Here is a 25384-nt window from a genome sequence, read left to right on the forward strand (position 1 = left end):
TTTCATCATCTTGTTACTTGAAGCTGCCTCATTTCAAGGCACGCTTATCAGCAGTAACCGTAGCTCATTAGGCGTTGGTAACGACGCTCTAGAAGTGCTTCGTTATCAAACTGCTCTAGCTCTTCTAGCTGTTTAACTAACATGTCTTTCATGTTCTGAGCGGTTTGTGCAGGGTCACGGTGCGCCCCCCCTAGAGGCTCAGGAATGATTTCGTCAATAAGCTCAAGCTCTTTAAGACGAGGGGCAATCAGGCCCATCGCTTCAGCTGCTTGTGGTGCTTTATCTGAATCACGCCACAAGATTGAAGCACAACCTTCTGGAGAGATTACTGAGTACGTAGAGTACTGAAGCATGTTCACGTAGTCGCCAACACCAATCGCTAGTGCACCACCAGAACCGCCTTCACCAACAACGTTACAGATAACTGGAACTGAAAGGCCAGCCATTACTTTAAGGTTTTTAGCGATAGCTTCAGATTGACCACGCTCTTCAGCACCAACACCTGGGTATGCGCCCGCTGTGTCGATGAAAGTAATAATAGGCATGTTGAAACGCTCAGCGGTTTCCATTAGACGTAGCGCCTTACGGTAACCTTCTGGCTTTGGCATACCAAAGTTACGGATCACTTTCTCTTTAGTCTCACGACCTTTCTGGTGACCAATAACCATAACAGGACGGCCATTTAGACGAGCCATACCACCCACAATCGCTTTGTCGTCAGCGTAAGCGCGATCGCCCGCCATCTCTTCAAACTCTGTGAATGCATGCTCCAGGTAATCTTTTGTGTAAGGACGTTGAGGGTGACGAGCAAGTTGAGCTACCTGCCATGCACCTAAGTCACTAAAGATTTTCTGTTTAAGCTCTAAGCTTTTTTTCTCTAGTTGTTCGATTTCTTTGTCTAGATCTACCGCTGTGTCACCACCGTGACGCGAAACGTCACGTAGCGCTTCGATTTTTGCTTCAAGTTCAGCGATAGGCTTTTCAAATTCTAGAAAGTTCAGGCTCATCTATGAATCCTTGTTGATTCAGCTCCGCATTCGCGAAGCTAAATTTTAGTTAAATTCGAGTTCTACTTGGCTATTTCCAAGCAGCTGTTTTAATTCGTCTAGTAATGTATCACTTGGCGTCACGCGCCATTCTGTGCCCAATGTTAACCGCGCTCTAGCGTCGGCACGCTGGTAGTATACATTGACTGGGACCGTTCCGGCTCTATAAGGTTCTAAGATTTGACTAAAGCGTTCAAAAAATTGACCGTTAATTTGGGATTGGTCGATAGATATCGACACCCCACGAGCATATTTTTCACGGGCGTTTCCTAGGTCCATGACCTCGCGCGCGGACATTTTAAGCCCGCCATTGAAATCATCAAAGCTGACCTGTCCGGAAACGACCACAATTTTGTCTTTTTCGAGTAATTCTGCGTAGCGATCGAGCGCATCCGAGAACAACATCACTTCCATTCGCCCCGATCGGTCATCCAGTGTCATCAAACCGATTCGTGTACCGCGTTTAGTGGTCATCACCCTAGACGCAATCACTAAACCTGCAATCGTTAATGACTGATCACGACGCGTTGGCGTGGCATCCTTCAAACGACAGCTGGTGTATTTCGCTAACTCTTTGATGTAAGCGTTAACCGGGTGACCCGTTAAATACAAACCAAGCGTTTCACGTTCACCCTCAAGCCAAACCTTCTCAGGCCATTTAGGCACTTGGGTATACTTGTGCTCAACCTCTTCCGGAGCGTCGGTCAACACACCAAACATATCAGATTGACCAAAAGATTCCGCGTGGTGATGTTGGCTCGCCGCCTTCACCGCATCTTTCAAAGATGCCATCATCGCTGCTCGGTGAGGACCTAATCTATCTAAGGCTCCAGATAGAATCAACTTTTCGATAACACGTTTATTAACCTTCTTCAGATCAAGACGTGCACAGAAGTCGAATAAGTCTTTAAAGTAACCGCCTTTATTTCGCGCTTCAATGATCGCTTCAATAGGGCCTTCACCGACCCCTTTGATCGCACCGATGCCATAAACAATCGCGCCATCCTCATCCACATTAAAGCGGTATAAACCGGAATTAATATCAGGTGGAAGAAGCTTGAGCTTCATACGGAAGCACTCATCGACCAGGCCGATAACCTTCTCTGTGTTATCCATATCGGCTGTCATTACCGCAGCCATAAATTCCGCTGGGTAGTGCGTTTTCAGCCATAGCGTTTGATAAGAAACCAGTGCGTATGCTGCGGAGTGAGATTTGTTAAAGCCGTAGCCCGCAAATTTCTCTACCAAGTCAAAGATCTTCATGGCCAATTCGCCATCAACACCATTAGCTTCAGCGCCCTCTTTAAAGGTACCACGCTGCTTTGCCATCTCTTCTGGCTTTTTCTTACCCATCGCACGACGCAACATATCCGCTCCGCCAAGCGTATAGCCAGCAAGGATCTGTGCGATTTGCATTACCTGTTCTTGATACAGGATGATGCCGTAGGTAGGTTCTAGTGTCTCTTTAAGCGATTCGTGCTGCCACGTTTCATCAGGGTATGAAACCGCCTCTCGGCCGTGCTTACGGTCGATAAAGTTATCTACCATGCCCGATTGCAGAGGGCCCGGACGGAACAAGGCTACCAATGCGATGATATCTTCAAAACAGTCCGGCTGGAGACGTTTGATCAGGTCTTTCATACCACGAGATTCCAGCTGGAATACCGCGGTGGTTTCAGAATTTTGTAATAGATTGAACGATGCTTGATCATCAAGAGGGATAGATTCAATTCGAATCGGATCTTTACCCTCTTTTGCCAAACGAGGGTTCACTAACCCTAGCGCCCAGTCGATGATGGTCAGGGTACGCAGACCCAAGAAGTCGAACTTAACCAAACCTGCAGTTTCAACGTCATTCTTATCGAATTGCGTTACCGGGAAGTTGCCTTCCGCATCGGCATAAATAGGTGCAAAGTCGGTAATCGTGGTGGGTGAGATAACAACACCACCTGCGTGCTTACCCGCATTTCGCGTACAACCTTCAAGGATACGACACTTATCAATCAACTCGCGAACTTCTTCATCGCCATCGTAAAGCTCTGGCAATGCAGGTTCAGCAAGGAAGGCTTTCTCTAGCGTCATGCCTGGGTCTGGCGGCACAAGCTTTGAAATTCGGTCGACGAAACCAAACGGGTGACCTAGTACACGGCCTACGTCGCGAATTACCGCTTTCGCCGCCATGGTACCAAAGGTGATGATCTGAGATACAGCATCACGACCGTACATTTCAGCAACGTGGTCAATAACTTGGTCACGCTTATCCATACAAAAGTCGATATCGAAATCGGGCATGGATACACGTTCTGGGTTCAAGAAACGTTCGAACAGCAAGTCATATTCAAGTGGGTCAAGATCGGTGATATCCAATGCGTAAGCCACCAAAGAACCGGCACCGGAACCACGACCAGGACCTACTGGCACATCGTTGTCTTTTGACCACTGGATGAACTCCATTACAATCAAGAAGTAACCTGGGAACCCCATGTTATTGACAACTTCAAGCTCGATCTTGAGTCGTTCATCGTATTCAGGTCTACGCTCTGCTCGGACTTTTTCGTCAGGGAATAGAAATTCTAAACGACGCTCAAGCCCTTCTTCTGACTTCTTAATCAGGAAGTCTTCAATCGCCAAACCTTCGGTAGGGAAGTTAGGCAAGAAGTATTCGCCTAATCGAACGGTTACATTACAACGCTTGGCAATCTCAACACTGTTTTCCAATGCTTCAGGGATGTCTGAGAACAACTCACACATCTCTTCTTCGCTACGTAGGTACTGTTGTGGGCTGTAGTTTTTTGGTCGACGTGGATCAACCATCGTGAAGCCGTCGTGAATCGCCACACGGATTTCATGGGCATCAAAAAGATCTTCAGTCAGGAATACCACTTCGTTGGTTGCGACAACTGGCAGGTCTTCTTGCTCGGCCAGTTCTAGAGCAAAGTGCAGATAAGACTCTTCATCAGGACGTCCTGTACGGATCAGTTCCAAATAAAAACGGTCGGCAAAGTGTGTTTTGTAAAACTCGACACTACTTGCAACCAACTCACGGTTGCCTTTTAGCAACGCCTTACCAATCTCACCTTCTTTCGCACCCGATAAAAGAATCAGGCCTTCAGCATGTTCAATCAGCCACTCTTTATCAATAACAGGCTGATGTTGAACATGACCTCGAAGGTAAGCTTTCGAGATAAGCAACGTTAGGTTGTTATAACCTTTATTATCCGTTGCGATAACGGTGAGCTTAGTCAACTCGTCACCGAATTCCGGAGACTGCATCAAGAAGTCAGCACCAATAATAGGTTTAACCCCACACCCATGGGCAGTACCGTAAAACTTAACCAAACCACACAGGTTAGTAAAGTCGGTCAATGCTAGAGCAGGCATACCCATTTCAGCGACTTTTTTAACTAACGGTGGCACCTTGGACAGGCCATCTACCATCGAAAAGTCACTGTGTACGCGTAGGTGAACAAATTTTGGATCTGACATTATTTTTCCTGAGTTCTAGGTTTGAGCCTAGGATTACAACTGTGTGTATTCTATTTTTTTCTACCGCAAGTTCGCAACTTTATTCGCTGCAAAACTCTAGCTCTAATCTATACCAAGAACACGTTTTACTGGTTTAAAGCTTTTGCGGTAATGCTCGGTTACGCCATGTTTTTCAATCGCTTCGAAATGCGCCTTGGTCGGGTAACCCTTATGTTTAGCAAAACCAAACTCTGGATGAAGTTTATCAAGCTCTTCCATCTCTTGGTCACGAACCACTTTAGCGATGATAGACGCTGCGCTGATTTCAGCAACTCGCAAATCTCCTTTTACAATCGCCAAACCATCCATAGGTAATTCTGGAACACGGTTACCATCGATCAGAGCCATCTCTGGCTGAATGCTAAGCCCAGCGATGGCACGCTGCATCGCTACCATGGTTGCTTGTAGAATATTTAACTCATCGATTTCTTGTGGGGAACAACGGCCCACAGACCACGCCAAAGCTTTCTCTTTGATTTCAGGAAGCAACGCAAGACGCTTTTTCTCAGACAGTTTCTTTGAGTCGTTCAAACCTTCGATAGGATTGTTTGGATCGAGGATAACTGCAGCAGTCACCACGTCGCCAACCAAAGGACCACGTCCTACTTCATCCACGCCAGCAAACAAGTGGTAGCCTTGCGGGTATTCAAATGGAGGAAGCTCTTTTTTCTCTTTTACTGCCATAACTAATCTCTTAATGTTCTGTAAGTAAGCGCTTTACGCTTCAACAAAAGGTCGGTCAATCAATTTCAATACTGCGTTAGCGGCTTGTTTGTCTGCGTCTTTGCGGATCCAATGATGCATTTCAGTAAAGCGTTCGATCAAGGCACTGTTATCGGCTGATAGCATCTTATCGACAGACGGGAACAAAAAGTCTGGGTGGCACTCTTCAAGAATATGCTCTTTCACGATCTCCTCACCAGCCAAAATATTCGGCAGTGACACAAACTCAGTGATCGCCAATTTCTTAACAATGTAACCCGTCAGCTTATTTACTTTGTAACCAACCACCATAGGGCGTTTAAGTAACATACATTCAAGAGCCACGGTACCTGAAGCCAAAAGCACAGAATCAGCAGCGGTAATCACGTTGGTTGCCGTATCTTCGACTAACGTGAATTCAAGATCAGGTGCGGTCGATTGCCAGATTTCAGTAAACTGCTTTTTACGCTGCTCATTAACCAACGCAACAACAAAATTAATATCAGGGTACTTCTGCTTAATACGCTGGCAGGTCTCGATAAATGGTTGAGCAATCAAGCTCATTTCACCACCACGGCTACCCGGTAATACCGCTAGCCACTGCTTATCTTGATCTAAGCCCAACAGTTCTCGAGCGTCTCGTTTACTCGGCTCCAAAGGAATCGCATCCGCCAACGTGTGGCCCACAAATTCGCAGGCAACGTTATATTTATCATAAAACGCTTTTTCGAATGGCAGGAAAGCTAGGACTAAGTCAGTTGCCTTATCGATTTTAAAGATACGCTTTGGACGCCAAGCCCATACTGAAGGACTCACGTAATGCACTGTTTTGATGCCAGCGTTCTTAAGATCCAACTCAAGTCTCAGGTTGAAGTCAGGCGCATCAATACCAACAAACACATCGGGTGGATTTTGAGTGAAATACTTCACTAGCTCCGCTTTCACTTTTAATAAGCGAGGCAAACGTCCAAGCACTTCAACCAACCCCATTACAGCCAGCTCTTCCATTTCGAAAAGAGACTCACAACCAAGGGCTTTCATTTTGGGGCCGCCAATACCGACGAATTCTGCATTTGGGTATTGCGATTTAATCGCTTTTATAAAGCCTTCACCCAGAGTGTCGCCAGAAAGTTCCCCAACAACGATACCCACACGCAATGGTTCGTTCGAAACAAAATTCGAAGTGTTAGTTTGTGTATCTTGCTGTGCCATAGTTTTCCCTTCTCGCCTAAAGCAAAAAAGACCGCCTAATGAGTAGCGATCTTTTTGTTATACCAATCTGATTAAGTAATTATTGTCATACTTGCGCTGATTGATACACAATCACATCAAGTATTAACGAATAATACCGCGCTCAGAGTTCTCTAGCATTTCTAGCATAGGAGTAACCGAAGTAAACTCTTTTGCCATTTCAACTAAAGCCGCTTTCGCTTCTTCAAGTGTTTTACCTGAACGGTATAACTCTTTGTACGCTTTCTGTAGTGCTCGAATCTCTGGTTTCTCAAACCCGTTACGCTTCAAACCAACAAGGTTCAAACCAAATGGAGCTGCGTGGTTACCTTGAGCAAGTACGTAAGGGAGTACATCTTGAACAACCGCAGAACAACCGCCAATGTACGCATAAGCGCCAATTGAACAGAACGGGTGAATCGCAGAAAGTGCCATTACACCAGCGTAGTCGCCAACAGTTACGTGACCGCCAAGGATAGCGTTGTTACCAATGTGAGTGTGGTTTCCAACGATTACATCATGCGCTACGTGAGCGTTTACACAAAGTAAGTTGTCATCACCAATCACTGTGGTTGCTTTATCTTGAGTCGTACCACGGTGGATTTGAACGGCTTCACGAATCACGTTGCGATCACCGATCACTACTGTTGTTTCTTCGCCGCCATACTTCTTGTCTTGGTTTTCTTCACCAATCACAGCATGTGGGAAGATACGGTTTTCTTTACCAATGGTTGTGTGACCTTTAATCACAACGTGCGACATAATTTCTGTGTCGTCACCAATAGTCACAGTACCAGCAATGTAAGTGAAAGGCCCAACCGTCACGTTAGCACCGATAGTTACATCACCTTCGATTACTGCTGCCGGGTGAATTTTCGCTGTTTCATGAATCATATTAAAACTCTCTACGAGCACATTTAAGTTCAGCTGAACACACTACAGCGCCGTCAACTTTAGCCACACCGTTAAATGATGCAATGCCACGACGTTCTTTTAGGAACTCAACTTCGATAACCAATTGGTCACCTGGTACCACTGGCTTACGAAATTTTGCTTTATCAACACTTGCGAAGTAGTAAAGTTCGTTGCCAGAAGGGGCACCAAAAGATTTAAATGCAAGAAGACCTGTAGCTTGAGCCATTGCTTCTAAGATCAACACGCCTGGGAATACAGGAAGTTGTGGGAAGTGGCCTGTGAACTGAGGTTCATTAACAGAAACATTCTTAATCGCGGTCAGTGTTTTTTCTTTTTCAAAGCTAGTCACACGATCAACCATTAAGAATGGGTAGCGATGAGGTAATAGTTCCTGAATTTCAGTAATGTTCATCGTTGTCTGTTCAGTAGTCAAAGTCGTATTCCTATGTATATTCTTTATTTAATTAGAAGGATTATAAACGAAAAAGACTCGCTGTACGCGAGCCTTTTATTAGAAATGCTGGAATTATGATTCCGCGCTCTTCTCGATAAGTTTTTCAACGGTTTTCAAACGCTTGTTCATTTCATCAATTCGATGTACACGCGTTGCTGTTTTACGCCAATCTTTGTTTGGCTGTAAAGGAATACCTGAAGAGTACATACCTTTCTCAGTGATGCTGCGCATTACCATCCCCATACCGGTGATTGTAACGCCGTCAACGATTTCAATGTGACCATTAATCACACAACCGCCACCAATAATACAGTACTTACCTATCGTAGTGCTGCCAGCTACAATTGTACCACCAGCAATTGCCGAACCATATCCGATGTGAACATTGTGAGCAATTTGAAGTTGGTTATCTAAGATAACGTTATCTTCAATCACTGTATCGTCCAACGCGCCACGGTCGATGGTAGTACACGCACCAATTTCTACGCGGTTACCAACGCGAACCGAACCGACTTGAGGGATCTTAACCCACTCGCCTTTCTCGTTTGCATAGCCAAAGCCATCAGAGCCAACGACAGTGCTTGATTGGATCAAACACGCAGCGCCAATAACAACTTCATGGTAAATGCTTACATTTGCCCACAACTTAGTGCCGGAGCCAATCTTTGCGTTTTTACCAATAAAGCAACCTGCACCGATGATTACATCATCACCAAGGACAACACCAGATTCAATCACAGCATTTGCACCAATAGACACGTTTTGTCCGATGGTCGCATCGCTTGAAATTGAAGCAGAATCAGCAATAGCCGCAGCAGGTGCCGGAGTAGTATCAAGCGCTTGAGCAACTTTAGCAAAAGCAACGTAAGGGTCATTAACCACTATTACATTGGTTTTACACAGTTCGCGTTCACTCTCTTTAACCATAATAGCGGATGCTTTACAGTCACCTAAGTGCTTGCTGTACTTAACGTTAGAAAGGAACGTAATGTTACCTTCTTGCGCTTTATCCATAGGAGCAACTGTTGAGACGGTAATACTACCGTCTCCATGTAGCTCTCCACCGGTAATCGTTGCCAATTCGGCTAAAGTCAGGTTCTTCATAAAACTTATTTCAGTGATTTAATTACTTGCTCAGAGATATTGTATTCTGGCTTGCCGTATTGCAGAGTTTGAATATCAACGATCATGTCGTAGCCTTCTTTCTCTGCAACTTTCGTTACAGCATCTTGAATCACTTTGAATAGCTTCTGCTTCTCTTGTGCTTCACGACGTTGGCTTGCTTTTTCTAGTGCTTGAGCTTTGATTTTGTACTTGCTGTCTAGCTGGCCTACTTCGATACGTAGCTTCTCAACTTCGTCAGGGCCTAGTAGCTCGCCATCACGCTTAAGCTTTTCAATCTTAGTCTTTGCTTCAGCTTGAATACTCTGTAGTTCAGCCGCTTTATCTTTGAACTCTTCCTGCATTTTTTGAAGAACAACTTCACGCTGAGGTAGAGCCTGGAATACTTGTGCAGTGTTTACATAACCCACTTTTTGCGCAGCTTCGGCCGCTGTTGCAAAAAAAGAAGAGCTAAGAACTACAAGGCCTAAACCTGCTGCTTTAATCATATTTTTCAAAATATTGTCCTTTAAATATTAGAAAGTTCTACCAATGGTAAATGTGAAGAATTCCTCATCATCACCTTCGTAAACTTTAATTGGTTTCGCTAGAGAGAAAACCAGTGGGCCCATTGGTGACATCCATTGAAGAGCGGCACCATAAGATGAGCGATAATTGGTTGGATCAGAATAATCGTAGTAGTACTTGCTGCCACTGTTCGGTGCGCCACGATCTACGAACTCGGTATCCCATACACTTGCCATGTCGAAGAAGACGCTGGTTCGAATTTGGCTACGCGCTTCATCAGAAGCAAACGGCGTAGGTACGATTAACTCTAAACTTGCTAATGCAACCGCGTTACCACCTACAGAATCATCCGTAGCGGTATCGTAGGTTGGGTTGTTACCCGTACTGCTTCCGTAAACAGCTTTCGGGCCTGCCGAGTTAGAACCAAAACCACGTAGAGTAGTAAAGCCACCCGCGTAGTAGTTCTCGTAGAATGGGAACAAGTTATCATTACCATCCGTTTGACCATAACCATTACCATAGCCTAATCGGCCACGCATCAATAGTGTGAACTCATGCTTTTTGGTCAGCGGGATGTAATGTTTTACATCGTACTGCATTTTGAAGTACTGAGCATCAGAGCCTGGTACTGTCATTTTAGCGAAAGCACGTTGGTGGTTACCCTCGGTTGGGAAAAAACCACGGTTAAGATTGTTACGAGTCCAAGAGATATTGATATCGAAGTCATTGGTTAGGATGTGTTCGTCACCATATTGGTTAATACTTCTCGCGAATTGTTCAACTTGGATATAGGTTGGAACGTTACCGATCTTGTTGTGCGTATAGCCAACACCAAACTCAAGACGGTTCAGCTCATCCATAGGGAAACCCCATGTTAGGCTGGTACCGTAACTTTGGTTGGTATAGTCGACAATGCCCGCTTCAGAGGCTTCAAATTCGTTGTAGAAGATCTTACCGCCTAAACTCACACCATCAAGGTTCCAGTATGGGTCGCGGTAGTCTAAGCTCACGTTCTTTTGGTAGTCGTTCATCATGGCACTTACGCCAACACGATTACCTGAACCCGCAAAGTTATCTTGCTGTAAACCAACTTGGAAGCTGACACCTGATTCAGTACCGTAGCCAACACCAAAGTTGATGCTGCCAGAGTTTGCTTCCTTAACGTTGTAAACCAAATCAACTTGATCTTCACTACCTGGGACTCGTACGGTTTGTACATCCACAGTTTCAAAGTAACCTAAACGGTTCAGGCGGCTCTTACCGGTATCAATCGATCTCGAGTTAAGCCAACTTCCTTCCATCTGACGCATCTCGCGACGTAACACTTCATCTTTGGTTGAGTTGTTACCCGTAAAACGAATATCACGAACGTAGATACGACTCCCCGCTTCTACATTGATCACTAACGAAACTTCTTTGGTTTCATCATCAAATTCTGGAATAGTGCGAACTTGTGGGTAGGCATAGCCAGATTCACCAAGAATTCGTTTTACGTTCTCTTCCAAAGACGTTACCGAGGAGCCGTTATAAGTATCGCCGTCTTCAAATGGCACTAACGCTTCGAAATCAGCCTCACGGCCGATTAGCTCACCACGGAAATAGACATCTTTAACGGTGTAAGCTTCGCCTTCATCAAGGCCGAGTGTGATGTAAACACCTTTCTTGTCTGGAGAGATCGCCACCTGAGTTGAGTCCACCTTAAACTTAAGGTAACCACGATCAAGGTAGTAAGATTTCAGCGCTTCAATATCACCAGCTAATACTTGCTTCTGATATTTTTCATCCGCAAGGAAATTCCACCATGCAACATCAACATTCAAGTTGAAACGACTGAGGAGTTCAGCGTCAGAGAAAACTTCGTTACCGATAAAGTTGATTTGCTGAATCTTAGCGGATACGCCTTCAGTAAACACAAATTTAAGGTCAGAACGGTTACGAGGCAAAGGCGTCACAACCGCTTTTACTGTCGCGTTGTACTTACCAACACTGTAGTAAAAATCTTCAAGGCCTTTCTCAATGTTACTCAGTGTAGTGCGGTCAAGAGCTTCACCTTCGCGAACACCAGACGCATCTAGGTTCTGCTGAAGTTGCTCTTCTTTAATCGCTTTGTTACCCGAGAATGAAATGCTCGCGATAGTCGGTCGTTCTTTCACTTGAACAACTAAAACACCTTCATCGCGAAGGACTTTAACGTCCTCAAAGTTACCTGAAGCATACAATGCACGAATGATCTCAGACACATCGCTTTCATCCACTTCATCGCCAATACGCACTGGCATTTTGAGTAGAGCAGCACCAAGTGCAACACGCTGTAAACCTTCGATCTTGATATCTTGAACCACAAAGTTTTGTGCTCCGTTCGCAGCCACACTAGTGGCCAATAGACTTGCGAACAGAATTTGCTTAATCGCCATACTTATTCTAATTATTCCTTGCTACTACCAATTCCTGTGAGAAACCATTCACAGACGAGTAAAGTCATTAAATATTGCCAGAGCCATCAAAGAGAAGAGGATTGCACCTCCCACTCTGTATCCAATTTCCTGAATTTTTTCAGGAACAGGTTTACGAGTAACAGCCTCAATGGCGAAAAATAGCAAATGTCCGCCATCAAGCATAGGCAGCGGAACCAAATTAATAATCCCTAAGTTAACACTAATCAGAGCCAAAAAGCCTAAGAAATAAACCAAACCGTAATCGGCGGTTGTCCCTGCACCTTTAGCTATTGAAATCGGGCCACTTAAGTTATTCAAGCCAACATCACCAACGATGAGCTTCTTAAGCATTGTCAGCGTCAACCCAATGATTTGACCTGTTTTATCAAATGCTTTTCCTACAGACTCAATTACACCAAATTGTAACTCAAAGCGATAATCTTCTGGCCATTCTGCGACTTCTGGAGCAATACCTGCATAGCCGATTGTGGAACCATCAGAAAGCTCGCGGCTTTTTGGCGTCATAACTAATGACTGTTCAGTACCATTTCGTAAGACCACAAGGTCCAAGGATGTCATCGGATTCGAACGGATTAACTCAACAACCGACTGCCACTGTTCAATAGGCTGCCCATTAATCTCAACAATTTTGTCGCCAGCCTCTACTCCGGCATCGTATGCCGCACCGTCATCAATGACTTGAGCAAGCACTGTCGATATCTCTGGAGAATACGGTCTAAAACCCAGCGTTGTCATTGCAGATTCAGTTTCTGGGTTAAACGACCAGTCTGAAATATCCAATATCATCTGTTGTTCAAAGCCGATATCGTCTTGAGAGGCAACCGTTACAGTCATCGATTGGTCACCAATATGCGATATCAAACCCATATTGACTGATTCCCAATCTGCGGTTTTGATTCCTGAAATAGATTTAAGTTCCATTCCAGTTTCAATTCCGGCTTGTGCAGCAATAGATTGCGGAGTAACTTCACCAATTACGGGTTTAACTGCCGGTACGCCAATCAAAAATACTAGCCAATACGCAAAAACGGCAAAGATAAAATTAAACGCAGGACCTGCCCCAACTATTGCAGTTCTTTTCCACAATGGCTTCTTATCAAAAGCGTATTGTTGTTCTTCTTCAGAAAGATCGTCTACACGACCATCAAGCATCTTAACGTAACCACCTAATGGAATGACAGACAAGCTGTACTCTATGCCATCACGGCCAACTTTGCTCCAGATTGATTTACCAAAACCAATCGAGAATTTCTCAACTTTCACACCACAGCGGCGAGCAACCCAGAAGTGTCCAAACTCATGAACAGCGACCAGAATACCAAGCGCTACAATAAAGGATGCGAAGTTCCACAGAATTCCACTCATGCTAGCTGCTCTTTAATAAATTGAATGGCTATTTGACGAGACATATTATCGAGCTCGAGAAGGCTTTCCAAGCTATCTAAGCCCTCAGAGTTATGTTGTTCACATACTTTGCTCATAACATGCTCGTTAATAATAGCAATATCGGTAAACTTCACTCGATTGTTCAAGAAAGCATCGACTGCAATTTCGTTTGCCGCGTTAATTGCTGTTGTAGCATGCTGTCCTAGGTAGCAAGCTTCAATAGCTAATCTTAAACATGGATAACGGCTAAAATCGGGTTCTAGGAAAGTAAGCTCGCCCACTTTGGTGAAATCCAGAGGCTTGACACCCGCTTCTGTACGCTCAGGGTAAGACATCGTCAAAGCAATTGGCGTCGCCATATCAGGTTCGCCCATTTGAGCAAGCACAGAGCCATCCTTGTACTGGACCATAGAATGAATCACAGACTGAGGATGGATAATCACTTTCAACTGCTCTTGAGAAGCATTAAATAGCCACTTAGCCTCAATGTACTCTAAGCCTTTATTCATCATAGTTGCTGAGTCGACAGAGATCTTAGGACCCATAGACCAATTAGGGTGTGCGATAGCGCGCTCAGGAGTAACGGATTCAAGCTCTGTAACATCGGTATAGCGGAAAGGACCGCCAGAACCCGTCAAGAGAATATGGTTGATACCACTATCTTCCAGATTACAACGACCTAGATGGGTTTGTACATTTTTCGGTAGGCATTGAAAGATAGCATTGTGCTCACTATCAACAGGAAGTAGCTCAGCGCCATATTTTTCTACTGCGTCGATGAACAACTGTCCTGACATCACTAAGGCTTCTTTATTTGCAAGCAAGATACGCTTCCCAGCCTTTACCGCAGACATAGTAGGAAGTAAACCTGCGGCACCAACAATAGCAGCCATTACCGTGTCCACTTCCTCTAGAGAAGCAACCAGACACATGCCTTCAGTGCCTGAAAGTACTTTTACGTTAGGATAACTGGTGGACAACGCCTCAGTCAGTTGAGAGGCTGCATCAGGACAAGCCATAGCAACATAGCTTGGTTTCCACTTTTTAACTAGCGCCAGCATCTTTTCAACATTCGAACCAGCAGCCAGTGCAACCACTGAATAGAGATCTGGGTTTTGCTCAACGACTTTCAGTGTACTTGCACCAATTGAGCCGGTTGCACCAAGGATAGTTAGATTTCGCATCACATATGACCGTAGAAATGTAGTAAAGGGCAGAATCACTGCCCTTTTTATTAGAATGCTAAATAAAGCAGAGCAAAGACAGGGAATGCAGCTGTTAAGCTATCTATTCTATCTAGTATACCACCATGACCAGGAATCAGATTACTGCTGTCTTTCACCCCAGAAACACGCTTAAACATGCTTTCAACAAGGTCACCTAGAACAGAAATAACAACGGTCACAAGGGTAATAACAATCATGTGAAGTGAGCTGGTGAATTGGATGTCAAACAAGTCAGCAAAGATCCAAGCCACGATCACTGCAGTAATAATCCCCCCAATAAGACCTTCAATCGTCTTGTTCGGGCTCACCGCTGGTGCCATTTTGCGCTTACCAAAGCTCTTTCCTGAAAAATAAGCACCGCTGTCCGCTGCCCAAACAAGCAAGCAAACAAACATCACCAATTTTGCACCGTGGTAAGGATCAACATCGATACCGTTAGCACGTAGGATAACCACACTCCAGAAGAATGGCAGTAGAGTTAGTACACCAAAGGCATGACGAAGAAGAGAAGAGTCTTTCCATGCAGGCATAGACTTAGGATAAGTCACCGCCATGCCACTCGCGATTACCCACCAAATCGAGCCAATCGTTAGGATGGCGTAGTGAGCAGTAGACAAGTTATTAAGGCTAAATGCATCAAAAGGGATAAAAGCAAAACTTGCAGCACTAACCACAACCGTTGGAATCAACGCTAAATAACGTGATTTGCTTTCAACAAACTGAGTCCACTCCCAAAAGCCCAATAGCGTGATTACTGCGAGTGAGAGTATAAATGTGGGAAGTGATAACTCAAAAATACCTAGAATAACTAGGGGAGCCAAAATCAACGCCGTAATAATTCGTTGTTTCAAACCAAAAAATCCTTATTAACTGTCCATCAGAGCTTTAATTTGCTCACCAGTGCATCCAAAACGACGCTCACGGTTTACAAACCAAGTCACAGCTTCTACTAAGCTGTCTTCATTAAAGTCTGGCCAGAATTGTTCAGTGAAATACATTTCGGCGTAAGCCAACTGCCAAAGCATAAAATTACTAATACGGCATTCGCCACTGGTACGGATAAGTAGATCGACTTCAGGAATATCTGCCATCGTCAGGTGCTGTGTAATCATAGCTTCATCAATGTCATCTACATTAATATCGCCAGACTTTACCTGTTGAGCAATAGAGGTCATTGCTTGCTGAATATCCCACTTACCGCCGTAGTTAGCCGCAATATTAATAACCATACCAGTATTGGTGCTAGTCAAAGCTTCCGCTTCTTCTATCTTCTTTTGTAGTCGATCATTGAAACGACTTTTATCACCGATAACACGAAGTTGTAGATTATTTTTATGAAGCTTTTTTACTTCACTCGACAGCACTGAAATAAACAGTTCCATCAAGATACCGACTTCTTCTTCAGGACGACGCCAGTTCTCGCTACTAAACGCAAAAAGAGTAACGGCTTTAATGCCAAGTCTGGCTGCAGAAGAGATAGTTTTACGAACGGCTTGAACACCGTTTTTATGGCCAAAAACGCGAGGCTTGCCCTTAGCTTTTGCCCAACGACCATTACCATCCATAATGATAGCAATGTGTTTAGGAAGAGAGTCTGTGAACGCTTGAGAATTATGCATAAAAGAGTGAATCAAATTCTAATAGTCGAACAGAGTAGCATAAAAAAACGCTGCACCGTGAGTACAGCGTTTTTCCGGAAAGAAAAGAATATGGAAAATTAAACTTCCATCAACTCTTTTTCTTTAACAGCTAGAACTTCGTCTACGTTCTTAACCGCAGCGTCAGTTAACTTTTGAATTTCGTCTTGTGCTTTACGATCTTCATCTTCAGAGATTTCTTTGTCTTTAAGAAGTGCTTTTAGATCGCCATTTGCATCACGACGGATGTTACGGATAGCAACACGGCCACCTTCAGCTTCGCCACGAACGATTTTAACTAGGTCTTTACGACGCTCTTCCGTTAGTGGTGGAAGTGGAACACGGATAACTGTACCCGCAGACATAGGGTTTAGGCCTAGGTCAGATGTCAGGATTGCTTTTTCAACTAGAGGAGTCAGTGTTTTATCAAACACTGTAATAGCTAGTGTACGTGCATCTTCAGCGATAACGTTAGCTACTTGAGTCAAAGGCGTTGGAGCACCGTAGTACTCAACAGTAAGACCAGAAAGTAAGCTCGGGTGCGCACGGCCTGTACGAATCTTTTGCAGGCTGTTTTTTAGTGCATCAACACTTTTTACCATGCGCTCTTGAGCGTCTTTTTTGATTTCGTTAATCACAATTTCACCTTGATTATGTTCTTTCTTCAAGAAAGCTTTTTATTTGGAGTGATAAGGATAAGCTTACCAAAGTATAACACCTCAGTAAGCCCGAAAAATTAGTCAGCGTCGCTGATTAATGTACCTTCAGTTTCACCCATAACCACGCGACGTAGTGCGCCTGGTTTATTCATGTTAAATACACGGATTGGCATTTTGTGATCACGTGCTAGCGTAAATGCAGCCAAATCCATTACTTTCAATTCTTTCTCAAGAATCGTGTTGTAAGACAAAGTATCATACAGCTCTGCGTCTGGGTTTGCTACTGGGTCAGCAGTAAATACACCATCTACTTTCGTCGCTTTTAGAACTACGTCAGCTTCGATTTCGATACCACGTAGACACGCAGCAGAATCTGTAGTGAAGAATGGGTTACCAGTACCTGCAGAGAAGATCACAACGCGACCTTGACGTAGTTGGCTGATTGCATCTGCCCAATTGTAATCGTCACATACACCTTTAAGAGGGATTGCAGACATTACACGTGCGTTTACGTAAGCACGGTGTAGAGCGTCACGCATTGCAAGGCCGTTCATTACCGTTGCAAGCATACCCATGTGGTCACCAACAACGCGGTTCATACCTGCTTCAGCAAGGCCTGCGCCACGGAAAAGGTTACCGCCACCGATAACAACACCTACTTGAACACCTAGTTCAACCAATTCTTTTACTTCTTGAGCCATACGATCAAGGATCGTCGGGTCAATACCAAAACCTTCTTCGCCTTGTAGTGCTTCACCGCTAAGTTTTAACAGAATACGTTGATACGCCGGTTTAGGGTTCGTAGTCATGGAGTTTACCTTCCAAAGAGTTGATGATTAACAGTCATGGATAAAAACTGATTAGCTCAGTTCGCATTCATAACAGCTAAAAGCCTAAAATAATTCACTATTCATAAAAAGACCGCAGCATTTGCCACGGTCTTTTTTCAATCAATACGCTAAGGATTAACCTTTTTGTACCGCTGCAACTTCGTCTGCGAAGCTCATTTCAGCAGCTTTCTCGATACCTTCACCAACTTCTAAACGAACGAAGGTAGTAACTGATGCGCCTTTCTCTTTAAGAATGTCAGCAACAGTTTTCTTAGGTTCCATGATGAAAGCTTGACCAGTAAGAGATACTTCGCCCGTGAATTTCTTCATACGGCCGATAACCATTTTCTCAGCGATCTCTTGTGGTTTGCCTTCGTTCATAGCGATTTCTACTTGAACAGCTTTTTCTTTTTCTACTACGTCAGCAGGTACGTCAGATGGGTTAACGTACTCAGGCTTAGAAGCAGCAACGTGCATAGCGATGTGCTTAAGCGTTTCAGCTTCGCCTTCACCAGCAACAACAACACCGATTTTCTCGCCGTGACGGTAAGAAGCTAGTGCAACACCTTCAACAAGCTCAACGCGACGGATGCCGATGTTCTCACCGATCTTAGTTACTAGAGCGATACGTGCATCTTCAAACTTAGCTTGAAGAGCAGTGATGTCTAGACGTTCAGCTAGAGCTGCTTCAGCAACTTCGTTAGCGAATGCAAGGAAACCTGCATCTTTAGCTACGAAATCAGTTTGGCAGTTCACTTCAAGAAGAGCAGCAACGCCAGCTTCTTCTTTAATGATGATTGTGCCTTCTGCAGCAACGTTACCAGCTTTTTTAGCTGCTTTCGCTGCGCCAGATTTACGCATGTTTTCAATTGCTAGCTCGATGTCGCCTTCAGCAGCAACAAGCGCTTTTTTACATTCCATCATGCCCGCTGCTGTGCGTTCACGAAGTTCTTTAACTAGAGCTGCAGTTACAGTTGCCATTCTCTATTCCTTAGTAAATTCTAAAAAAGATAAAAAACAGGGGCCTAAATAATTGGCCCCTGATATTGACTGTATTCAGTCCGTTAAGCCATCGATTATGACCGCTTAATATGAACTAAATATGGCTCAGAGCCGCTATTATTCAGCTTCTACAAAACCGTCTTTTTCAGCAGCTACAGCAGCAACATCTTTGTTACGACCTTCTTTAACCGCGTCTGCAGCAGCGTTTAGGTAAAGCTGTACTGCACGGATTGCATCATCGTTACCTGGGATAACGAAGTCAACGCCGTCTGGGTTAGAGTTAGTATCAACTACAGCGTAAACTGGGATACCTAGGTTGTTTGCTTCTTTAACTGCGATGTGTTCGTGATCAGCATCGATAACGAATAGAGCGTCTGGAAGGCCGCCCATGTTCTTGATACCACCAAGAGACTTCTCTAGCTTCTCCATTTCACGAGTGCGCATTAGAGCTTCTTTCTTAGTAAGCTTGTCGAAAGTACCGTCTTGAGCTTGCGCTTCAAGTTCTTTCAGACGCTTGATAGACTGACGAACAGTTTTGTAGTTCGTTAGCATACCGCCTAACCAGCGGTTGTTAACGTAGAACTGATTGCTGTTGATAGCAGCTTCTTTAACAGCTTCAGATGCAGCGCGCTTAGTACCAACGAAAAGAACTTTACCTTTCTTCTCACCAACTTTAGCAATCTCTGCTAGAGCTTCGTTGAACATTGGTACAGTTTTTTCTAGGTTGATGATATGAACCTTGCTACGAGCACCAAAGATGAATGGCTTCATTTTTGGGTTCCAGTAACGAGTTTGGTGACCGAAGTGAACACCAGCTTTAAGCATATCGCGCATTGATACAGTTGCCATTTTAAAATCCTCTATGGGGTTAGGCCTCCACATTCCCCATGAATCCGACCCCTAACAACTAACCACTTTACAGCCGTTATCTGTGTTGTTGAGGCACCCCGGAACATGTGTCGGAATGTGTGTGATTTAAAGATATAAGTTAGTGGACACGAAGCTTGTTTCGCCAATTGGAGAAAACAGTCCTGATGTCCGGCGCGCTTTATACCATATTTTGTCCATCTATGGCTAGAAAAAAATATAAAAATGGCGGTTGCTATACTGATCTTTGACGCTGTATTTCTCCTATAAATACTATCAATAACGCAAGAGGTAAGCGGCTTAAAGTTGAACACTATTCAATCACGCTTAATAGTATCCACCAGCATTATATGGGTATCAGAATGTTGCGCTAAAATGCTGCACTGCTAGAATAGCCCCAATATGCACACTTAGGTGCTACCAAATTAAGAGATATGCAATGGCTGTAAAAATTAAAACTGCTGAAGAAATTCAAAAAATGCGCGTTGCCGGTAAGCTGGCTTCTGAAATTCTAGAGATGATTGAACCTCATATCCAAGTAGGTACCACGACAGAAGAACTGAACAAAATCTGTCATGAATACGCTCTAGAAAGAGGCGCATACTCAGCACCACTTGATTACCACGGTTTCCCTAAGTCAATCTGTACGTCTATCAACCACATTGTGTGCCACGGCATTCCAGCATCACAAGATGAGACAGGTAGCACAGGTCAATTCAAACCTGCGGTACTAAAAGATGGCGACATTCTTAACGTTGATATCACAGTAATCATCCCTGATGACGAAAACGCTGACCTAAGCACTCGTCCGCAAGGTTACCACGGTGACACGTCTAAAATGTTTCTTGTGGGTGAAGTTTCTCCGGCAAACAAACGTCTATGTATGGTTGCTCAAGAAGCACTTTACGAAGGGATGCGCCAAGTAAAACCTGGTGTTCAGCTTGGTCAAATTGGTACGGCTATCGAGAAGTACATCAAAACAAACAATAAAAACAACCCACGCGCTAAGTTCTCTATTGTTAAAGATTACTGTGGCCACGGTATTGGTTCTGAGTTCCATGAAGACCCACAAGTGGTTCACTACAAGAACAGCGATCGCACAGTGCTAAAAGCTGGCATGTGTTTCACTATCGAGCCAATGATCAACGCTGGTAAGTTTGGCTGCCGTCTTGATGACCAAGATAGCTGGACAGTGTACACAGCAGACAGCAAAAACTCGGCGCAGTGGGAACACACATTAGTTGTGACTGATACAGGTTGTGAAGTACTGACACTACGCAGCGACGATACGATTCCACGTATCATGAAGAACGCTTAGTTCATCGAACTGAACGCATCAGCCTTTTAAAAATATCCTCGCATTGTCGAGGATATTTTTTTATCCGCTCAATTTCGATTTTCCATCAGCTTCTGTTAAATTGTTTACTATTCTCATTTGCTTGCACGGATAGCAGACTATGCCTTATCAATGCCCCCTTACGTTCAATGACGAACAAATTGAAATCTGCGAATTAAAAAATCAGCTCGAGATCTTCACGCAGTATCAAAAAAATGAATTTCTGAATCACCACCCTGTCACCGACTTGGTTCTACTGCGCTCCGAATACATGGATTTACTTCTCAATCGTTTGTGGGAGAACTTCGGATTCAACAAACTGCCTCATATTTCACTTGTTGCAGTGGGCGGTTACGGTCGTGGTGAACTGCATCCTTTGTCCGACATTGATATTCTCATCGTCTCACAAAAAACATTGCCACCAGCGCTAGGTGAAAAAGTCAGCCAATTCATCACCCTACTCTGGGATCTAAGATTAGAAGTCGGCCATGCCGTGCGTACCATTGCCGAATGTCTTGAGATCGGTATTGATGATTTAACCGTTGCGACCAACCTTCAAGAATCTCGCTTGCTGTGTGGCAGTGAAGACACCTTCCAAGAACTAAAAATGAAGATTCACTCTGATTCATTTTGGCCAAGTGAAACCTTCTACAAAGCTAAAATTCAAGAACAAAGAGAACGCCACGCTCGTTACCACGACACCACCTACAATCTAGAACCGGACATTAAATCAACTCCGGGTGGACTCAGAGACATCCACACCCTGAGCTGGGTTGCCCGTCGCCATTTCGGTGCGACCTCTTTGTTAGAAATGAGCAAGTACGGTTTTCTTACTGACGCGGAATATCGTGAGTTAGTTGAGTGTCAAGATTTCTTGTGGCGTGTTCGCTTTGCATTGCACATTGAACTGCGCCGTTACGACAACCGTCTCACTTTTGCCCATCAAGCTCAAGTCGCTGAACATTTAGGTTATACGGGCGAAGGAAACCGCGGTGTTGAGATGATGATGAAGGAGTTCTACCGGACCCTTCGTCGTGTTGCTGAACTCAATAAGATGCTGCTCAAGCTATTCGATCAAGCGATCATCAATGGCGGTCAGACCCAAGACGCTGAGATTCTCGATAGTGACTTTCAACGTCGAGGCGCATTGATCGAAGCACGTAAGCCAGCCCTATTCCAAGCAAGACCAGAAACCATTCTCGATATGTTCATCCACATTGCGAATGACTCTTCAATCGAAGGGGTTAGTCCCCCAACATTGCGACAACTGCGAACAGCGCGTCGTCGATTGAACCGATTCCTGCATACCATTCCTGAAGCTCGTGACAAGTTCATGGATCTAGTTCGCCACCCTAATGCCCTGCACAAAGCTTTTAGCCTAATGCATAAACTGGGCGTACTCTCGGCATACTTACCGCAGTGGAGCCAGATCGTTGGTCAGATGCAGTTTGACCTATTCCATGTTTACACCGTTGATGAACACAGTATTCGCCTGCTCAAGCACATCAACCGATTTGGTCAAATCGAAAACCACGATAAGCACCCTATCTGTTGTGAAGTCTATCCACGAGTTCAAAAGAAAGAGTTGTTGATTCTGGCGGCTATCTTCCACGATATAGGCAAAGGTAGAGGTGGTGATCACTCGGAAATCGGCGCCGTTGAGGCTTACTCATTCTGTATTGAACATGGGTTGTCTAAACCAGAAGCAAAACAGGTCGCATGGCTCGTTCAAAATCACCTATTGATGTCTGTCACTGCCCAGCGCCGTGATATCTACGACCCTGATGTCATCACAGAGTTTGCTAAAAAAGTCCGTGATGAAGAATCATTAGAGTTACTGGTGTGTTTAACCGTCGCCGATATCTGTGCAACCAATCCAGAATTATGGAACAGTTGGAAACGCACCCTGCTAGCCGAGCTATTTCACTCAACACAGCGAGCGCTACGTCGCGGCTTAGAAAACCCAGTCGATGTCAGAGACCGTATTCGTCACAATCAGCAGATGGCATCAGCTCTGTTACGTAAAGAGGGGTTCACCGCTCGTGAGATTGAAGTGCTTTGGCAACGTTTCAAAGCCGATTACTTCTTACGTCATACACACAAGCAAATCGCTTGGCACTGTGAGCACTTACTTCGTCTAAAAGACCCGAGCCAACCGTTAGTTTTGATCAGCAAGAAAGCGACGCGTGGTGGCACGGAGGTGTTTGTTTACTGTAAAGACCAAGCTGCACTTTTTGCGACTGTTGTGGCTGAATTGGATAGACGCAACTTCAACGTTCATGACGCGCAGGTCATGGTCAGCAAAGATGGTCATGTTTTAGATACCTTTATCGTACTTGACCAACATGGTGAAGCGATTGACGAAGCAAGGCACAAAGCCGTCGCTAAGCACCTAACCCATGTTCTGGCGGATGGTCGTCCGACTAAGATTAAGACACGTCGCACGCCACGTAACTTGCAGCACTTTAAGGTCAAAACCTTAGTTGAGTTCCTACCGACCAAGAGCAAGAAACGCACCTTGATGGAACTCAGAGCACTGGACACGCCGGGATTACTGGCTCAAGTTGGTGCAACCTTTGCTGAGTTAGACATCAATTTGCACGGTGCTAAAATTACCACCATCGGCGAACGTGCAGAAGATTTGTTTATTCTGACCAGTGAAGTGGGAGGAAGACTTTCTGAAGAGCAAGAGCAAGCGCTAAGAGAAAGATTAACAGAACATGTTTCGGAACTTGCGCCTTAAAAATAGAATCTAACCATCGAATAAGTGTGGGCAAAGATAGAGAGCGATCTTGCCCACAACTTACAATCAATTCCCAGATATCAACTATCTAGCTCGTCGCTAGGCTGCTACATTGATTAAGTCAATTACATAAAAGTATTACATTCATAAACTAGAGGTCGCTTATGTATCCAAACCTCACTGGCTTAGGTATCCACGAACCTAAACAGATTGAACGTTACTCCCTTCGCCAAGAAGCCCACAAAGATATTCTGAAGATTTACTTTCGTAAGCAGAAAGGTGAACTGTTCGCGAAAAGCGTTAAGTTTAAGTACCCACGACAAGTAAAAAGTGTGCTTGTTAGCGGTGGAAATAATCAATACAAAGAAGTGACTGAGATTAACCGTAACCTCACTCTTGTGATTGATGAGCTCAACAAGATCACCAAACCCACGCCAACGGCTGAAGTGGATGTGAAGCAGAAGATCCTGACTGACTTACGCCACCTAGAGAAGGTGGTATCAAGTAAGATCGCTGAGATCGAAGCCGATCTAGAAAAACTAAAATGATCCCGCAATGAACATCTAACTAACATTATTTATGACGTTGAGATTGTACTGACATCAAAAAGGGCTGATATCACTATCAGCCCTCTGTTTTTTCTACTATCTACGTTGACTAGACGCGTGTGAGTTTACTTAGACAAACGCGCTTCAGCATTCACTAAGTTGGTATCCCACTCAAAAGTTTCAAACAACCTTAGCCACGTTTCATCTAGGCTAGCTTTCATTACTAATTCTTTCTTTGTAAAAGGATGAATGAAACGCAACTCAGAAGCGTGCAACAACAAACGGTGCGAATCTAAATCATCGCGGAACAGTCTGTTGTGCTTACCATCACCATGTGAAGTATCGCCCACGATGGGATGTCTTAGGTGAGCCATGTGACGACGCAGCTGATGTTTGCGGCCGGTCTTTGGCATCATCTCAACTAAGCAGTAACGGCTCGTTGGAAAACGTCCTGTTGAATATGGCACTTCTACTCTTGCTAGCGGTTCATAGACTGTCACCGCCTCTTGCGCTTCTTTGTCTTCTTTCGCGAACTTATCTGCGATCTTATCCAGCTCAACCTTAAGTGCATAATCGAGCGTATCGCCCTCTTCTATCCAACCACGGACAATCGCATGATAGGTTTTTTGCATCTCATGATTAGCGAACATCGGCATCACCTCAGAGGCAACCTCACTCGACAATGCAAACACCAACACACCAGATGTTGGTCGGTCTAAGCGATGTAGAGGGAAGACGTGCTGACCAATTTGGTCGCGCAATGTCTGCATCACAAATTGAGTCTCGTGTTTATCCAACCATGAGCGATGTACTAGCATTCCCGCCGGCTTATTCACCGCGACAAAATACTCATCTTGATAAATGATCTCTAACATTACGCACATACCTCATCAATGCTCAGAATCGTCACTAGCAGTTCAGCTTTGTCTGCCTCATTTTTCCACACTTCACTAAAATAAGGATGAATCGCAAAGCCTTTAGGTAGACTCATTTGGGCATCCATCATTACGCTAATCTTAACGATGAAGATCCACTGCAACCACTCTTCCGGTTGTAACGAATCAATCGCGAAAGGTTCAACACTTGCAAGCGCCTCATCCGAGGGAGGAAGAGCGCTCCACAGAGAACATTGGCGCATTTGTTGTTCTAATTGTTGAAGTAAAAGAGGTAACTTTGTGGCAGCTGTCATTTTT

22 protein-coding genes are annotated in these 25384 nt (G+C 44.5%); 3 read left to right on the forward strand and 19 right to left on the reverse strand.

Going from position 1 to position 25384, the window contains the following annotated elements; all coding sequences use genetic code 11:
• Nucleotides 1–47 precede the first annotated feature (47 nt).
• The 17 genes from accA to rpsB all read right to left on the reverse strand — a co-directional run bounded on the left by accA (nucleotide 48) and on the right by rpsB (nucleotide 19546).
• Complete coding sequence (accA, locus tag ITG09_12320) at nucleotides 48–1007, reverse strand: acetyl-CoA carboxylase carboxyl transferase subunit alpha (GenBank protein UPR51478.1); 960 nt, start codon at nucleotides 1005–1007, stop codon at nucleotides 48–50.
• Nucleotides 1008–1052: 45 nt separating this feature from the next.
• Nucleotides 1053–4532, reverse strand: a complete 3480-nt coding sequence (gene dnaE, locus ITG09_12325; protein ID UPR51479.1) for a DNA polymerase III subunit alpha — start codon at nucleotides 4530–4532, stop codon at nucleotides 1053–1055.
• Nucleotides 4533–4634: 102 nt separating this feature from the next.
• Nucleotides 4635–5255: a ribonuclease HII gene (gene rnhB, locus ITG09_12330; protein ID UPR51480.1), complete on the reverse strand. Its 621-nt coding sequence runs from the start codon at nucleotides 5253–5255 to the stop codon at nucleotides 4635–4637.
• 33 nt (nucleotides 5256–5288) lie between these two features.
• Nucleotides 5289–6485, reverse strand: a complete 1197-nt coding sequence (gene lpxB, locus ITG09_12335) for a lipid-A-disaccharide synthase (protein UPR51481.1) — start codon at nucleotides 6483–6485, stop codon at nucleotides 5289–5291.
• Nucleotides 6486–6608: 123 nt separating this feature from the next.
• Complete coding sequence (lpxA, locus tag ITG09_12340; protein UPR51482.1) at nucleotides 6609–7397, reverse strand: acyl-ACP--UDP-N-acetylglucosamine O-acyltransferase; 789 nt, start codon at nucleotides 7395–7397, stop codon at nucleotides 6609–6611.
• A 1-nt stretch (nucleotide 7398) separates the two neighbouring features.
• A complete protein-coding gene (gene fabZ / locus ITG09_12345; protein UPR51483.1) occupies nucleotides 7399–7851 on the reverse strand; it encodes a 3-hydroxyacyl-ACP dehydratase FabZ in 453 nt (150 codons plus the stop codon).
• 93 nt (nucleotides 7852–7944) lie between these two features.
• Complete coding sequence (lpxD, locus tag ITG09_12350) at nucleotides 7945–8976, reverse strand: UDP-3-O-(3-hydroxymyristoyl)glucosamine N-acyltransferase (protein ID UPR51484.1); 1032 nt, start codon at nucleotides 8974–8976, stop codon at nucleotides 7945–7947.
• 5 nt (nucleotides 8977–8981) lie between these two features.
• Nucleotides 8982–9482 carry an OmpH family outer membrane protein gene (locus ITG09_12355; protein ID UPR53638.1) on the reverse strand — a complete coding sequence of 167 codons (501 nt, stop codon included), beginning with the start codon at nucleotides 9480–9482 and terminating at the stop codon, nucleotides 8982–8984.
• A 27-nt stretch (nucleotides 9483–9509) separates the two neighbouring features.
• A complete protein-coding gene (bamA, locus tag ITG09_12360) occupies nucleotides 9510–11915 on the reverse strand; it encodes an outer membrane protein assembly factor BamA (GenBank protein ID UPR51485.1) in 2406 nt (801 codons plus the stop codon).
• A 48-nt stretch (nucleotides 11916–11963) separates the two neighbouring features.
• Nucleotides 11964–13322: a sigma E protease regulator RseP gene (rseP, locus tag ITG09_12365; GenBank protein ID UPR51486.1), complete on the reverse strand. Its 1359-nt coding sequence runs from the start codon at nucleotides 13320–13322 to the stop codon at nucleotides 11964–11966.
• Nucleotides 13319–14527, reverse strand: a complete 1209-nt coding sequence (ispC, locus tag ITG09_12370; protein ID UPR51487.1) for a 1-deoxy-D-xylulose-5-phosphate reductoisomerase — start codon at nucleotides 14525–14527, stop codon at nucleotides 13319–13321. Before ispC ends, rseP begins: the two co-directional genes overlap by 4 nt.
• Before the next feature lie 50 nt (nucleotides 14528–14577).
• Nucleotides 14578–15420, reverse strand: a complete 843-nt coding sequence (locus ITG09_12375) for a phosphatidate cytidylyltransferase (protein UPR51488.1) — start codon at nucleotides 15418–15420, stop codon at nucleotides 14578–14580.
• Between the two features lie 15 nt (nucleotides 15421–15435).
• On the reverse strand, nucleotides 15436–16188 hold the full coding sequence (locus ITG09_12380) for an isoprenyl transferase (protein UPR51489.1): 753 nt from the start codon (nucleotides 16186–16188) through the stop codon (nucleotides 15436–15438).
• 98 nt (nucleotides 16189–16286) lie between these two features.
• On the reverse strand, nucleotides 16287–16844 hold the full coding sequence (gene frr / locus ITG09_12385) for a ribosome recycling factor (GenBank protein ID UPR51490.1): 558 nt from the start codon (nucleotides 16842–16844) through the stop codon (nucleotides 16287–16289).
• A gap of 98 nt (nucleotides 16845–16942) precedes the next feature.
• Nucleotides 16943–17674 carry a UMP kinase gene (gene pyrH, locus ITG09_12390; protein ID UPR51491.1) on the reverse strand — a complete coding sequence of 244 codons (732 nt, stop codon included), beginning with the start codon at nucleotides 17672–17674 and terminating at the stop codon, nucleotides 16943–16945.
• A 156-nt stretch (nucleotides 17675–17830) separates the two neighbouring features.
• Nucleotides 17831–18676 carry an elongation factor Ts gene (tsf, locus tag ITG09_12395; protein UPR51492.1) on the reverse strand — a complete coding sequence of 282 codons (846 nt, stop codon included), beginning with the start codon at nucleotides 18674–18676 and terminating at the stop codon, nucleotides 17831–17833.
• 138 nt (nucleotides 18677–18814) lie between these two features.
• Nucleotides 18815–19546: a 30S ribosomal protein S2 gene (gene rpsB / locus ITG09_12400; GenBank protein UPR51493.1), complete on the reverse strand. Its 732-nt coding sequence runs from the start codon at nucleotides 19544–19546 to the stop codon at nucleotides 18815–18817.
• A 457-nt stretch (nucleotides 19547–20003) separates the two neighbouring features.
• On the opposite strand from rpsB, the gene map reads away from it, so the two are divergent.
• The 3 genes from map (at nucleotide 20004) to ITG09_12415 (ending at nucleotide 24191) form a co-directional block, all read left to right on the forward strand.
• Nucleotides 20004–20882 carry a type I methionyl aminopeptidase gene (gene map / locus ITG09_12405; protein UPR51494.1) on the forward strand — a complete coding sequence of 293 codons (879 nt, stop codon included), beginning with the start codon at nucleotides 20004–20006 and terminating at the stop codon, nucleotides 20880–20882.
• A gap of 139 nt (nucleotides 20883–21021) precedes the next feature.
• Nucleotides 21022–23643: a bifunctional uridylyltransferase/uridylyl-removing protein GlnD gene (gene glnD / locus ITG09_12410; GenBank protein UPR51495.1), complete on the forward strand. Its 2622-nt coding sequence runs from the start codon at nucleotides 21022–21024 to the stop codon at nucleotides 23641–23643.
• Between the two features lie 164 nt (nucleotides 23644–23807).
• Nucleotides 23808–24191 carry a DUF3461 family protein gene (locus ITG09_12415; protein ID UPR51496.1) on the forward strand — a complete coding sequence of 128 codons (384 nt, stop codon included), beginning with the start codon at nucleotides 23808–23810 and terminating at the stop codon, nucleotides 24189–24191.
• A gap of 125 nt (nucleotides 24192–24316) precedes the next feature.
• Here ITG09_12415 and truC read toward each other — a convergent pair whose 3' ends face one another.
• Nucleotides 24317–25066, reverse strand: a complete 750-nt coding sequence (gene truC / locus ITG09_12420; GenBank protein ID UPR51497.1) for a tRNA pseudouridine(65) synthase TruC — start codon at nucleotides 25064–25066, stop codon at nucleotides 24317–24319.
• A complete protein-coding gene (locus ITG09_12425; protein UPR51498.1) occupies nucleotides 25066–25380 on the reverse strand; it encodes a YqcC family protein in 315 nt (104 codons plus the stop codon). The genes truC and ITG09_12425 overlap by 1 nt, the downstream gene beginning before the upstream one ends.
• Nucleotides 25381–25384 lie beyond the last annotated feature (4 nt).

This window comes from Vibrio cyclitrophicus (assembly GCA_023206055.1).
Taxonomy (GTDB): Bacteria; Pseudomonadota; Gammaproteobacteria; order Enterobacterales; family Vibrionaceae; genus Vibrio; species Vibrio cyclitrophicus_A.

Excerpts from the sequence above, each read along its gene's own strand:
- lpxB (UPR51481.1), bottom strand. The coding sequence starts at position 6,485 with ATGGCACAGCAAGATACACAAACTAACACTTCGAATTTTGTTTCGAAC.
- tsf (UPR51492.1), bottom strand. The coding sequence starts at position 18,676 with ATGGCAACTGTAACTGCAGCTCTAGTTAAAGAACTTCGTGAACGCACA.
- pyrH (UPR51491.1), bottom strand. The coding sequence starts at position 17,674 with ATGACTACGAACCCTAAACCGGCGTATCAACGTATTCTGTTAAAACTT.
- lpxD (UPR51484.1), bottom strand. The coding sequence starts at position 8,976 with ATGAAGAACCTGACTTTAGCCGAATTGGCAACGATTACCGGTGGAGAG.
- rseP (UPR51486.1), bottom strand. The coding sequence starts at position 13,322 with ATGAGTGGAATTCTGTGGAACTTCGCATCCTTTATTGTAGCGCTTGGT.
- dnaE (UPR51479.1), bottom strand. The coding sequence starts at position 4,532 with ATGTCAGATCCAAAATTTGTTCACCTACGCGTACACAGTGACTTTTCG.
- bamA (UPR51485.1), bottom strand. The coding sequence starts at position 11,915 with ATGGCGATTAAGCAAATTCTGTTCGCAAGTCTATTGGCCACTAGTGTG.
- ITG09_12380 (UPR51489.1), bottom strand. The coding sequence starts at position 16,188 with ATGCATAATTCTCAAGCGTTCACAGACTCTCTTCCTAAACACATTGCT.
- map (UPR51494.1), top strand. The coding sequence starts at position 20,004 with ATGGCTGTAAAAATTAAAACTGCTGAAGAAATTCAAAAAATGCGCGTT.
- glnD (UPR51495.1), top strand. The coding sequence starts at position 21,022 with ATGCCTTATCAATGCCCCCTTACGTTCAATGACGAACAAATTGAAATC.
- ITG09_12355 (UPR53638.1), bottom strand. The coding sequence starts at position 9,482 with ATGATTAAAGCAGCAGGTTTAGGCCTTGTAGTTCTTAGCTCTTCTTTT.
- ITG09_12425 (UPR51498.1), bottom strand. The coding sequence starts at position 25,380 with ATGACAGCTGCCACAAAGTTACCTCTTTTACTTCAACAATTAGAACAA.
- rnhB (UPR51480.1), bottom strand. The coding sequence starts at position 5,255 with ATGGCAGTAAAAGAGAAAAAAGAGCTTCCTCCATTTGAATACCCGCAA.
- truC (UPR51497.1), bottom strand. The coding sequence starts at position 25,066 with ATGTTAGAGATCATTTATCAAGATGAGTATTTTGTCGCGGTGAATAAG.
- accA (UPR51478.1), bottom strand. The coding sequence starts at position 1,007 with ATGAGCCTGAACTTTCTAGAATTTGAAAAGCCTATCGCTGAACTTGAA.
- ispC (UPR51487.1), bottom strand. The coding sequence starts at position 14,527 with ATGCGAAATCTAACTATCCTTGGTGCAACCGGCTCAATTGGTGCAAGT.
- ITG09_12415 (UPR51496.1), top strand. The coding sequence starts at position 23,808 with ATGTATCCAAACCTCACTGGCTTAGGTATCCACGAACCTAAACAGATT.
- lpxA (UPR51482.1), bottom strand. The coding sequence starts at position 7,397 with ATGATTCATGAAACAGCGAAAATTCACCCGGCAGCAGTAATCGAAGGT.
- rpsB (UPR51493.1), bottom strand. The coding sequence starts at position 19,546 with ATGGCAACTGTATCAATGCGCGATATGCTTAAAGCTGGTGTTCACTTC.